Consider the following 12,832-nt stretch of genomic DNA (forward strand, 5'->3'; position numbering starts at 1 on the left):
ACCCTCTCCAAAGGGGAGAGGGGGGTGCCCGGCGTGGGGTTCGCTTTTCACCCTCCCCGGAGGGGAGAGGGAGTTGCCCGGCGTGGGGCTTGCTTTTCACCCTCTCCCCTCTGGGTGTACAGTCCGGGGACATGGTAGACAGATGTTCGGGGACATGGTGAACACTTTTTAACATCCCTTACCCATGGTGATCGACTTTTTCTTCAGGTCGATCACCCCCACTTTCGTGCTGTACCACCAGACTTCATAACAGCCGTCCTCCTGCGTTTCCTTCAGCCCCACACGCTCTCCCCTGAAGGCCTTGCCTGCGTTCAGACTGAGACCCTTTATGCTCAGCTTCCCGCTGATATCCACCTTCCTCACCATCACCCCTTCGTCATATTCCGGCGGCATGACGGTGGCGCTGTACTGACGGGCGGACGGCTGATAGCGCGAGGCCGGCACCGCCATACCCAGCGCCTCGTGCGGACGCTCAAGGTTATAGACAGCCCGCCACTGGTCGAACGCCCGCTGCAGCCCGCTGCTGTCGGCGAACCATCTTCCCTGCAGGAGTTCCGCCTTCAGGCTGCGGTGAAAACGCTCCAGCTTGCCCTGGGTCTGTGGATGATAAGGCCGGGAGTGACCGACACGGATACCCAGACGCATCAGCCACAGCTCCGGCCCCGTCCAGCTGCCGGTGGTGTCGCCCCACGGCGCGCCGTTGTCCATGGTCATCCGGTCCGGCAGACCGTAGTGTTCAAAGACCCTGACGAGCTGCCGCTGTACGGTCTCACGCCGTTCATCCCCGCAGTGCGCCAGACACAGGGAGAACCGGGAGTGGTCGTCCAGCAGGGTGAGCGGATGGCAGCGGCCGCCGCCAAAGGGAAAATGGCCCTTGAAATCCATCTGCCAGAGCCGGTTCGGGGCGGAGTGTTCGAAGCGGCCGGTAGCCGGTATGCCGGGAGGCATACCGGGCAGCAGGCCGTGACGGGCCATCAGGCTGTGAACGGTGCTGAAGGCGGGCATGGGATGCCCGCGGTCCTCCAGCCAGCGCTTAATCTTGCGCGCGCCCCAGCGTTCATGGCGGGCATGGGCCATACGCAGCAGGTCAGTGATGCCGTCCGGTGAACGGTTCGGGGAGTGATGCGGCGTGCGCGGCCGGTCCTGAAGCCCGGCTGCGCCGTCTTCAGCCCAGCGGCGAAGCCACTTGTAGCCGGTGGCCGGTGAAATGCCGTAGTGGCGGCAGAGTGAACGGATGTTCGCCCCGTCCTGCGAGGCGAACAAAACAAACTCAGTACGTAATGACATGGTATCTCTCGCATCCCAGGGCATAAGCGGCTCCATAAACGGGTTCTTATGCCTCAGTTGTAAGTGTCTACCATGTCTCCGAACAAGTGTTCACTATGTCCCCGGACTGTACATGGGGAGAGGGAGGGGTGAGGGGAGGCGTTACCGGTTACCCGCCCACACTACCATCACCTTATCGCCCTGATGCTCACGTATAAAGCCATACCCTTGCGGCAGCGACAGCGTTTTTTGCCTCCCTTCGCCAATGGCCGGGTGGCGGGCGCGGAACTGTCCCAGCGTTTGCCAATGGGCGACCGTTTGCGCCTCTTTACCGGTGACATCCTGCCAGTTCATATCCGAACGCGTGCCCTGTAGCGGGTCAGATCCGGTCGGGCCGAACGGGCGCTCCGATTCGTCGCCGTAAAAAATTTGCACCGTGCCGGGGGCGAGCAGCAGAAGCTCGGCCGCGCGCGGGCCGCCTTCGCGGAAAAGACGCGTATCGTGCGACGAGAGGTAGCTCAGGACGTTAAAGCCCTGCATTTTTTCAGCCATCTGCTGCCAAGTGAGATCGATACTGGCCAGGCAATCGACCGCCTTTGCCGCCTGCTCCTGGTAGTCAAAGTTGATCATCGCATCAAAGCCGTGACGATAGTAATCGCTCTGCATCACCCCGTGTCCCCAGGACTCACCGGTCATCCAGAAGGGGGCATCGTCAGGTTTTTTATCCGGGTTGGCCTCTTTCCATGCTTTTAGCGCCTCGGTTGCCTGCGTTTTTAACTGTTGCCAGGCGGCCAGCTCGACATGTTTCGCCGTGTCGACGCGAAAACCATCGATGCCATAGTCGCGCACCCACTGGCTTAACCAGTGGGTCAGATAGTCACGGGGCGTATAACCGGCGATCGCTTTGGCATGAGTATCAGGCTTGTGCTGATAAAAGAGCGGCAGCCCCGACGCGGTGGTGGACTCCGTTTTCAGGTCGGGTAAAAAGGCCAGCGACATAGTGAGATCGTCAAAGCCGGGGTTGTCATAATCGCCAATGTCGGTTCGGATCCACGCCTTGCCCCACCACTTCTCCCAGGCGGCTTTATCGCTGAAGTTGATGTAGTCGTTAAAACTGTGCCAGCTTTGCCCGGCGGCGGGCTTCCAGTCGGTCCAGCGTTCACCGAGCGTTTTTTTCAGCTCGTCTCCCTTTAAATAGAGCGCGCCGAACTGATATTCCTGCATATCCGCCAGCGTCGCGTAACCAACGTGGTTCATCACCACGTCAAAGAGAATGCGAATGCCGCGCTTATGGGCCTCGTCGACCAGATGGCGGAGATCGTCCTCCCCGCCCATGTTGGCGTCCAGTTTCGTCCAGTCCTGGGTGTAATAACCGTGGTAGGCGTAGTGGGGAAAATCACCTTTGGTGCCGCCGCCTACCCAGCCGTGGATCTGCTCCAGCGGCGAGCTAATCCACAGCGCATTCACCCCCAGCTTTTGCAGATAATCCAGCTTACTGGCGAGTCCCTTCAGATCGCCGCCGTGAAACGTACCGATCTCCTCCATGCCATCTTTATGACGACCGTAGCTGCTGTCATTGGTGGGATCGCCATTCACATAGCGATCCGTCAGGACAAAATAGACGGTGGCGTTCTGCCAGCTGAACGGCGCGGCCTTGTCCGTCTCCGCACGCTCAAGGAGCAGCAGACCGCCACTACCGGCGGCGGGTTGCAGGGTAATTTTTCCCTGCTGCACCGTGGCGGTCTGTTTGCCGTAGAAGTCGCGCACCACGGAGCCTTCCGGGAAGAGGGCGCTAACGTCGAGCGTGAGCGGCTTGCCGTCCCATTTCGGACACTGGCGCAAAACGTTTGCAACTGGCTTCTCCGCTTCGCGTTGTACCGAGAGCATCAGCGTGGGTGTGCCGGAGCGCGTATCAATACGCATCTGATAGTTCCCTTCCCGGAACAGACGCCACTGTGCAGGCTCCCCTTCACACGGTTTAAGCGAGAGCATCTCATTGAGTTTTATCGCGCCTGAGGGCTGCCAGCACGCCTGGTCAAAACGTAGCGTCAATGGACGCGTACCTTTTTTAAGCTGCGCCTCGCTGGTAAACACGCCGGTAGCCTGCTCATGGAAGGCGGGAAAACCGGGCGATGACCAGTCGGCGCAGGCCATGGCAGGGAGCAGCAGAAGGGCTAAAGCAGAGCGTTTCATTCCATTTTCCTGTTGCATCGTTTTTAATCAGTGTGGCATCAGGTGCGCTTAAGGGACTCCTCCCCCCGCGCTTTCTCGCAGGAGGATGCGAAAGGATGAGTGATCTCGCGCAAAATTAGGGAGTTATCTGCGAGATCGCACACAGTTTTGCAGGAATGATGCTTTTATAAGCAGATTCTTAGTGACAGCTTTTAGGAAATGGACTATTCCTTTTGCTGCTCTGGAAGAATATTTTTGATACAATTTGAGATTCCGCTCTCAACTTTTTGAAAAAAATAAGGTGTTGGAATGTTCATATCCGACCAGGAGACCTAATGATATCGACTCCCATTCGACGATTTGGGGCTACGATACTCATGTTGCTCACCGTAGCGTTTTCAGGTGAGGTGCTTGCGAAGACGCACACGGATACACAGAGTCATAAAGCCCACGTTATAAAGACGACGAGTAAAAGTAAGGTAAGCAGTAAACAAGAGTATTCTCGCAATAGTGTTATGAGCAGTTCACTACCTGATTTGCGAAAATACCCTTCCGGAACACCACGAAAGAAAGCGTTTCTCCGGACGGTAATGCCTTATATTAAAAGTCAAAACGCTGCGATTATTGCTGAGCGTAACTGGTTGATCTCTAAGCAGTACGATAGCCGGTGGTCGCCGAGCGAGCGCTCGCGCCTGAAGGATATCGCCAAACGCTACAAGGTGCGCTGGAACGGTAACACCCGACGTGTGCCGTGGAACACGCTGCTGGAACGTGTGGATATCATTCCAGGCAGCATGGTTGCTACCATGGCGGCAGCTGAAAGCGGCTGGGGTACCTCTAAGCTGGCCCGCAGCAATAATAACCTCTTCGGCATGAAGTGCGGCAAAGGCCGCTGCACCAACGCGCCCGGCAAGGTAAAAGGCTATTCGCAATTCGAATCGGTGAAAGATTCTGTGAATGCCTATGTGGTGAATCTCAATACCCATCCGGCTTACAAATCTTTCCGTAAATCCCGCGCGCAGCTGCGTAAAGCGGATCAGGAGGTGACGGCGACCGCCATGATCCATAAGCTGAAAGGTTATTCCACCAAGGGACAGAGTTATAACAACTATCTGTTCGCCATGTATCAGGATAACCAGCGTCTGATCGCCGCCCATATGTAATACCTGAAACGCCTTCCTCCGGAAGGCGTTTTCATATCATTACTTCGCTGTGGCGCTCCCGGTACTCTTTTGGCGTGGTGTCATACTCTTTTTTAAAGACCGAATAGAAATATTGCAGGGACGGGTAGCCGCACATCTGTGAGATTTCGTTGATGGAGAGCGACGTGGAGACCAGAAGGCTGCGAGCTTTCTCCAGCTTTTCCGCATGGATCACCGCATGAATTGTCTCCCCCACCTCTTCCTTAAAGCGCTTCTCAAGGTTAGAGCGTGAAATACCCACCGCATCCAGCACCTGATCGACTTTGATGCCTTTGCAGGCGTGATTGCGAATGTAATGCATCGCCTGAATCACCGCGGGATCGTTTAACGAACGGTAGTCCGTTGAGCGGCGCTCCACCACACGCACCGGCGGCACCAGCAGGCGCTGAAGCGGCAGCGTTTCATTGTCGAGCAGGCGGTGAAGCAGTTTTGCCGCCTGGTAGCCCATCTGCCGGGTACCCTGCGCCACGGATGAGAGCGCCACGCGCGACAGATAGCGCGTCAGCTCTTCGTTATCAATACCGATCACGCAGAGCTTTTCGGGCACCGGAATATGCAGATGCTCACATACCTGCAGCACATGGCGCGCGCGGGCGTCGGTGACGGCAATTATGCCGGTTTGTGGCGGCAGGGTTTGCAGCCAGTCCGCCAGGCGGTTCTGAGCGTGCTGCCAGTTTTCCGGCGCGGTCTCCAGCCCCTGATAGACCACTCCGCGATATTTCTCTTGCGCCACCAGCTGGCAAAAGGCGTATTCACGCTCTGTCGCCCAGCGTTTGCCGCTGGAGGCGGGCAGGCCGTAAAAGGCAAAGCGGTGGACCCCTTTCTCCTTCAGATGCAAAAAAGCGCTCTCCACCAGCGCGTGGTTATCGGTGGCGATGTAGTGTACCGGCGGGTAATTTTCGGGGATGTGGTAGGAGCCGCCGACGCCCACAATCGGGACGTCGACGTCGGCGAGCATGCGCTCGATCACCGGGTCGTCAAAATCGGCGATCACGCCATCTCCCAGCCAGTCTTTGATGTTTTCAATACGGGCGCGAAAATCTTCCTCAATGAAGATATCCCACTCCGATTGCGACGCCTGCAAATATTCACCCACCCCCTCGACCACCTGCCGGTCGTAGGCTTTGTTGGCATTGAATAACAACGTAATGCGGTGACGCTTTTCAAACATGGCTTACTTTGTCCTCGTGAGTATCGACGCTCCTCTCAGGCCCGTCGCTTGGTTGCGGAGTCCATCCAGACCGCAAGCAACAGGATGGCGCCCTTAACGATATACTGCCAGAACGTTGGCACGTCCATCATACTCATTCCATTATCCAGCGAAGCCATAATAAATGCCCCCATCACCGCGCCCGCCACGCTGCCGATGCCGCCCGCGAGACTGGTGCCGCCGATGACGCAGGCCGCGATCGCATCCAGCTCGGCAATGTTCCCGGCAGAGGGGGAACCCGCTCCCAGGCGCGAGCTCAGGATCAGCCCGGCAATCGCTACCATCAGGCCGTTAATGGCAAAGACCGCCAGCTTGGTGCGCTCGACGTTAATGCCCGACAAGCGCGCGGCTTCAAGGTTGCCGCCAATCGCGTAGATGCGTCGGCCAAAGGCGGTACGTGTCGCCATAAACATGCCGGCCAGCAGCAGGAGCGTCAGGATCAGCACCGGCGTCGGCACGCCGCGATAGTCGTTCAGCAGCCAGATTGCCCCGAGCACGATAATAGCCGTCAGCGCCTGCCGCCCGACCACGCCGGTTGACGGCGCGGTGGCGAGTCCCAGTGCCTGACGGCGCATGCGTCCCCGCCACTGCCAGGCGATAAAGGCCATCAGCCCGATGGCGCCGAGGGTAAAACCGATGCCGTCAGAGAGGTAGCTCTGACCAATCTGCGACATGGATGCGCTGGTCGGCGAGACGGTGGTGCCGTTGGTGATGCCGATTAAGATGCCGCGAAAGGCGAGCATGCCCGCCAGCGTGACGATAAAAGAGGGGACTTTACGATAGGCCACCCACCAGCCGTTCCAGGCGCCAAGCACCAGGCCGAGCAGCAGGGTTACCGCTACCGTCAGGGGGAGCGGCCAGCCCAGCCAGACGTCAAAAATCGCCGCGACGCCGCCGAGCAGCCCCATCATTGAGCCGACCGAGAGGTCGATCTCCGCGGAGATAATCACAAATACCATGCCCACCGCCAGAATGCCGGTGATCGCGGTCTGACGAAGCAGGTTAGAGACGTTGCGGGCGCTCAGATAGGAGCCATCGGTCATCCAGGTGAAAAAGAGCATAATGACAATTATCGCCGCGATCATGACGAAAACCTGCAGATTTAGGGCCTTAAGTCCAGAGAACGGCCCCGGCGCAGGTACGGTGACGTTAAGTTCAGACGGATTGCTTTTCGACATGACGTTCGCTCCTCAATGCGGCTTCCATTACCTGCTCCTGAGTCAGGTTCTGGTTAATCAGGTTGGCTTTCAGTTTGCCTTCATGCATGACCAGTACACGGTCGCTCAGACCGAGCACCTCCGGTAGCTCAGACGAGATCACAATGACGGCGATCCCCTGTTGCACCAGCTGGTTAATCAGCTTGTAGATCTCATACTTCGCGCCGATGTCGATGCCGCGTGTCGGTTCATCAAGGATCAGGATGCGCGGATTGAGCAGCAGACAGCGCGCCAGAATCGCCTTCTGCTGATTGCCGCCGCTCAGACGGCCAATGGCCAGCTCCGGCGACGAGGTTTTGACCTTCAGGCGCGCCAGAGACTGAAGAATGCACTGCTGCTCGGCGGCATCGTCAAGGCTGCTTAGCGTGCCGGCAAAGCGATCGAGCGCTGCTAGGGTGATGTTTTTACCCACCGCCATGACCGGCACGATGCCATCTTTTTTACGATCTTCCGGCACCATAGCGATGCCGTGGGCAATCGCCTGCTGACAGGAGTTGATCTGCACAGGCTGGCCGTCGATAAAAATTTTCCCCTCCCAGCGCCCTGGCCAGACGCCAAACAGACACTGTACGGCTTCGGTTCTGCCTGCGCCGACCAGCCCGGCGATACCGAGGATCTCGCCGCGCTTAAGGGAAAAGGAGACGTTGTTAACGCGCCTGATGTGGCGGTTAACCGGATGCCAGGCGGTGAGATTCTCGACGCGGAGAATCTCCTCCCCTGCCGTATGCGGTTCGTTGGGATAGAGCGCCGTCAGTTCGCGGCCCACCATCATGGTGATAATGTCATCTTCGCTCATGCCTGCGGCGTCCCGCGTGCCGATGTGCTGACCATCGCGGATCACGCAGATGGTGTCAGATATGGCTTTGACCTCGTTGAGCTTGTGCGAGATATAAATACAGGCGATACCGTGGTGCTGGAGATCGCGGATAATATTCAACAGGATGGCGGTCTCCTGCTCGGTCAGCGAGGCCGTGGGTTCATCAAGGATCAACAGCCGCACCTGCTTGTTAAGCGCTTTGGCGATCTCCACCAGCTGCTGCTGGCCAAGACCCAGATCGCCCACCCGCGTGTCGGGCGAAATCGCAAGGCTCACCTGCGCCAGCAGCTTTTCACAGCGCAGGGTCATGGTGTCATAGTCGAGCACGCCGTGACGCACGATTTCCGCGCCCAGAAAGATATTTTCCAGCACCGTCAGGTGCTTCACCAGCGCCAGCTCCTGGTGAATGATGGCAATGCCTTTGCGCTCCGTATCACGGATGTGCGTCGCCTGGATGGTTTCGCCCCCAAAGAGAATGTCACCCTCATAGCTGCCGTACGGGTAGATACCGCACAGCACTTTCATTAACGTCGATTTACCTGAGCCATTCTCCCCGCACAGCGAGAGTACTTCCCCGGCGTTGAGCCGCAGGCTGACGTTATCAACCGCTTTCACCGCACCAAACGCTTTGGTGATGTTTTTCATTTCCAGTAAATAAGGCATAACCGCATGTCCCGAAAGTAATAGGGGAGGCGCCCCGTCAGCCGGGGCGCGTTGGATTACAGTTCGCTCTTTTTATGGAAGCCATCTTTGATGACAGTGGCGTCGATGTTCTCTTTATTGACTTCGATTGGCGTCAGCAGGCGTGCAGGGACATCCTTCAGGCCATTATTTAACGAGGAGTCCGCCTTCGGCTGCTGGCCATTGCCCAGCTCAACGGCGATTTCCGCTGCGGTGTTAGCAAGTTCTGTAATGGGTTTATACACGGTCATGGTCTGCGTACCGGCGATAATACGCTTCACACCGGCGAGGTCCGCATCCTGTCCGGAAATCGCCACTTTGCCCGCCAGACCCTGCGCGCTCAGCGCCTGGATCGCGCCACCTGCCGTAGCGTCGTTAGAGGCGACCACCGCGTCAACTTTGTTATTATTGGCAGTAAGGGCGTTTTCCATAATTTTCAGCGCGTTTTCGGGCAGCCAGCCGTCAACCCACTGATCGCCTACTACTTTAATTTTGCCCTCATCAATATATGGCTTCAGCACTTTCATCTGCCCTTCACGGAACAGCTTGGCGTTGTTATCCACCGGCGAACCGCCCATCAGGAAATAGTTCCCTTGTGGCACCTTCTCAACCAGGCTTTTTGCCTGCAGTTCGCCAACTTTTTCATTGTCGAAGGAGATATAAAAATCGATATCGGCATTATTAATCATGCGATCGTAAGCTAATACTTTAATGCCTTCCTGTTTTGCTTCTTTTACGACGTTACTTAATACCTGACCGTTATAGGGAATAATAACCAGTACATCTACGCCGCGGTTAATCATATTCTCAATTTGCGACATTTGCGTCTCTTCGTTGCCGTTGGCCGACTGAACGAAGACTTGCGCGCCAAGAGATTCCGCTTTTTTCACAAAAATATCGCGATCTTTTTGCCAGCGCTCCAGGCGAAGATCGTCAATAGCCATTCCGATTTTGACCTCTTTTGCATGCCCGGCAACGCTTGCGAGTAAAAGCGAGGCGCAGAAAGTAAGGCACAGGTTCTTTATCTTCATAATTGTATTACCTTTTTTTTGTAGGATTGTCATGCTGAGATAAAAGAAACATTTACTGCTAAAGACGCAGCAAATTCTTAACGGGGAATGGCGTCCCCGCAATTACAGATTTTTATCCTGGCGTTATGATATTTGGTTTATTTGTGAATTTATGACCGCGATCGGATTTTATGAAAGGGTAAGTATTAATTACATGAGAACCCTGGAATGTATGCCATCAAATCTTTTTTGATGACCTGTTTTGCGAGCCAGCGCACGTTTGCGCATTCTCTCAATAGCAGTGTGAAATAACGTAATTGAGCAAGCCGGAATGTATATTCACTATTACTCCAGTATCGGTTATCGCCGCACCTCTTGATTATGGAGCTCAATATGCAAGCTTATTTCGACCAACTCGATCGCGTCCGCTACGAAGGCCCGAAAACGACCAACCCATTAGCCTTTCGCCACTACAATCCAGACGAGCTGGTGCTGGGTAAGCGCATGGAGGATCACCTGCGTTTTGCCGCCTGCTACTGGCATACCTTCTGCTGGAACGGCTCAGATATGTTTGGCGTGGGCGCATTCGACAGGCCCTGGCAGCAGCCGGGTGAAGCGCTGGAGCTGGCAAAGCGTAAAGCGGATGTCGCGTTTGAGTTTTTTCACAAGCTGAACGTGCCTTACTACTGCTTCCACGATGTGGACGTTTCGCCAGAAGGGGCCTCCCTGAAGGAGTATCTGAACAATTTTGCGCAGATGGTCGACGTGCTGGCGGAAAAACAGCAGCAAAGCGGCGTGAAGCTGCTGTGGGGAACGGCTAACTGCTTCACTAACCCGCGCTACGGCGCAGGCGCTGCCACCAACCCGGACCCGGAAGTGTTCAGCTGGGCGGCAACCCAGGTCGTGACGGCAATGAACGCGACCCATAAGCTGGGCGGCGAAAACTACGTGCTGTGGGGCGGACGGGAAGGTTACGAAACGCTGCTCAATACCGATCTGCGCCAGGAGCGCGAGCAAATTGGCCGTTTCATGCAGATGGTGGTGGATCACAAGCATAAAATCGGCTTCCGCGGCACTCTGTTAATCGAGCCAAAACCGCAGGAGCCCACCAAGCACCAGTATGATTACGACGTGGCGACCGTCTACGGCTTCCTCAAGCAGTTTGGCCTGGAGAAAGAGATTAAGGTCAATATTGAGGCGAACCACGCCACGCTGGCAGGCCACTCTTTCCATCATGAAATCGCCTCCGCCATCGCGCTGGGCATCTTCGGCTCCGTTGACGCCAACCGCGGCGACGCACAGCTTGGCTGGGATACCGACCAGTTCCCAATCAGCGTGGAAGAGAATGCGCTGGTCATGTATGAAATCATTAAGGCGGGCGGGTTCACCACCGGCGGCCTGAACTTTGACGCCAAGGTGCGCCGTCAGAGCACTGACAAATACGATCTCTTCTACGGCCATATCGGCGCGATGGATACCATGGCGCTGGCGCTGAAGGTAGCGGCGCGCATGATTGAAGATGGCGAGCTGGATAAACGCGTGGCGAAGCGTTACAGCGGCTGGAACAGTGAGCTGGGCCAGCAAATTTTGAAAGGCCAGTTATCGCTTGCGGATATCGCGAAGTACGCTGAGCAACACCAGCTGGCGCCGCAGCACCAGAGCGGTCATCAGGAGCTGCTGGAAAATCTGGTCAATCACTATTTGTTCGACAAGTAAAAACGTAGGCCCGGTAAGCGGAAGCGCCACCGGGCATTTCTTTCAAAGGAGCCACCACAATGTATATCGGGATCGATCTTGGCACGTCGGGTGTGAAAGCCATCCTGTTAAGCGAGCAGGGCGACGTCTTAGCCACGCAGACTGAAAAGCTGCAGGTTTCACGCCCGCATCCGCTATGGTCGGAACAAGATCCGGATCATTGGTGGCAGGCGACGGACCGCGCGATTACAGCCTTAGGCGAGCAGCACAGCCTGCGCGACGTGAAAGCGCTGGGTATTGCCGGCCAGATGCATGGTGCAACGTTGCTGGATAGTCAGCATCGCGTTCTGCGCCCGGCTATTCTCTGGAACGACGGCCGCTGTGCAGAAGAGTGCGCGCTTCTTGAAGAGCGTGTGCCCACATCCCGGGAGATCACCGGTAATCTGATGATGCCCGGCTTTACCGCGCCGAAGCTACTCTGGGTGCAGCGCCATGAGCCGGCGATTTTTCGCCAGGTGGCGAAGGTGCTGCTGCCAAAAGATTATCTGCGCTTTCGCATGACCGGCGAATTTGCCAGCGACATGTCGGATGCGGCGGGCACGATGTGGCTCGACGTGGCGAAACGCGACTGGAGTGAGACGATGCTCGACGCCTGCCAGCTTACCCGGAAGCATATGCCCGCGCTGTTTGAGGGGAGCGAAATCACCGGCGCGCTGCTGCCAGAGGTGGCTGAACGCTGGAAAATGCCCGCCGTGCCGGTGGTGGCCGGAGGCGGGGATAACGCCGCTGGCGCCGTCGGGGTAGGAATGATCGAGGCTGGCCAGGCGATGCTCTCCCTCGGGACCTCAGGCGTCTATTTTGCGGTCAGCGACGGCTATCGCAGCAATCCTGAAAACGCCGTGCATAGCTTTTGCCACGCGCTGCCGGGCAAATGGCATCTGATGTCGGTGATGCTGAGCGCAGCCTCTTGTCTCGACTGGGCGGCGAAGCTCACCGGAATGAATGATGTTCCAGCCCTTATCGCCGCGGCGCAGCAGGCGGATGAAAACGCCGGTGCGATCTGGTTTTTACCCTATCTTTCCGGCGAGCGTACGCCGCATAACAACCCGGAAGCGAAAGGGGTGTTTTTTGGCTTAACTCATCAACATGGCCCGGCGGAACTGGCCCGCGCGGTGCTGGAAGGGGTGGGATATGCGCTGGCGGATGGGATGGATGCGGTGCATGAGTGCGGGCTTGCGCCCGCAAGCGTCACGCTCATTGGCGGCGGCGCGCGCAGCAGTTACTGGCGGCAAATGCTGGCGGATATCAGCGGGCTCACGCTGGATTACCGCACGGGGGGAGATGTCGGGCCTGCGCTTGGCGCGGCGCGGCTGGCGCAGATTGCAGTGAACCCTGACAGGCCGCTGAAAGAGCTTCTGCCACAGCTTTCGCTGGAGCAGCAACATCTTCCTGACGCAGATAAACATGCCCGTTATGCCGAACGACGCCAAGTGTTCCGCAAGATTTATCAGCAGCTTTTGCCTCTGATGTCGTGAAAATTCGCCGGGTGGCGCTGCGCTTAC

General features: G+C 57.0%; 9 protein-coding genes. 3 read left to right on the forward strand and 6 right to left on the reverse strand.

Features of this window, described 5'->3' with window-relative positions; all coding sequences use genetic code 11:
- Positions 1-168: 168 nt before the first annotated feature.
- A complete protein-coding gene (locus tag BN3796_RS01975; RefSeq protein ID WP_061706824.1) occupies positions 169-1,311 on the reverse strand; it encodes an IS481 family transposase in 1,143 nt (380 codons plus the stop codon).
- A gap of 117 nt (positions 1,312-1,428) precedes the next feature.
- Positions 1,429-3,459, reverse strand: a complete 2,031-nt coding sequence (locus tag BN3796_RS01980) for an alpha-amylase (RefSeq protein WP_061706767.1) — start codon at positions 3,457-3,459, stop codon at positions 1,429-1,431.
- Between the two features lie 314 nt (positions 3,460-3,773).
- Between BN3796_RS01980 and BN3796_RS01985 the strand changes: the two genes are divergently transcribed.
- A complete protein-coding gene (locus BN3796_RS01985; RefSeq protein WP_061706768.1) occupies positions 3,774-4,601 on the forward strand; it encodes a protein bax in 828 nt (275 codons plus the stop codon).
- A 31-nt stretch (positions 4,602-4,632) separates the two neighbouring features.
- On the opposite strand, the gene xylR is transcribed toward BN3796_RS01985, so the two are convergent.
- The 4 genes from xylR to xylF are packed head-to-tail and all read right to left on the reverse strand — an operon-like array spanning position 4,633 to position 9,596.
- Positions 4,633-5,811, reverse strand: a complete 1,179-nt coding sequence (gene xylR / locus BN3796_RS01990) for a D-xylose utilization transcriptional activator XylR (protein ID WP_061706769.1) — start codon at positions 5,809-5,811, stop codon at positions 4,633-4,635.
- 35 nt (positions 5,812-5,846) lie between these two features.
- The gene (xylH, locus tag BN3796_RS01995) at positions 5,847-7,028 is read right to left on the reverse strand and encodes a xylose ABC transporter permease XylH (protein WP_061706770.1); all 1,182 of its coding nucleotides are present in this window, start codon (positions 7,026-7,028) and stop codon (positions 5,847-5,849) included.
- Entirely contained in the window at positions 7,006-8,547 is a 1,542-nt protein-coding gene (locus BN3796_RS02000) for a xylose ABC transporter ATP-binding protein (protein ID WP_061706771.1), read from the reverse strand. Before BN3796_RS02000 ends, xylH begins: the two co-directional genes overlap by 23 nt.
- A gap of 56 nt (positions 8,548-8,603) precedes the next feature.
- Entirely contained in the window at positions 8,604-9,596 is a 993-nt protein-coding gene (gene xylF / locus BN3796_RS02005; protein ID WP_061706772.1) for a D-xylose ABC transporter substrate-binding protein, read from the reverse strand.
- Between the two features lie 372 nt (positions 9,597-9,968).
- Between xylF and xylA the strand changes: the two genes are divergently transcribed.
- Both xylA and xylB read left to right on the forward strand, forming a co-directional pair.
- On the forward strand, positions 9,969-11,291 hold the full coding sequence (gene xylA / locus BN3796_RS02010; protein ID WP_148381739.1) for a xylose isomerase: 1,323 nt from the start codon (positions 9,969-9,971) through the stop codon (positions 11,289-11,291).
- A 59-nt stretch (positions 11,292-11,350) separates the two neighbouring features.
- The gene (gene xylB / locus BN3796_RS02015; RefSeq protein WP_061706774.1) at positions 11,351-12,805 is read left to right on the forward strand and encodes a xylulokinase; all 1,455 of its coding nucleotides are present in this window, start codon (positions 11,351-11,353) and stop codon (positions 12,803-12,805) included.
- The last annotated feature ends 27 nt before the right edge of the window (positions 12,806-12,832 follow it).

Source organism: Pseudenterobacter timonensis, from assembly GCF_900021175.1.
GTDB lineage: Bacteria > Pseudomonadota > Gammaproteobacteria > Enterobacterales > Enterobacteriaceae > Enterobacter > Enterobacter timonensis.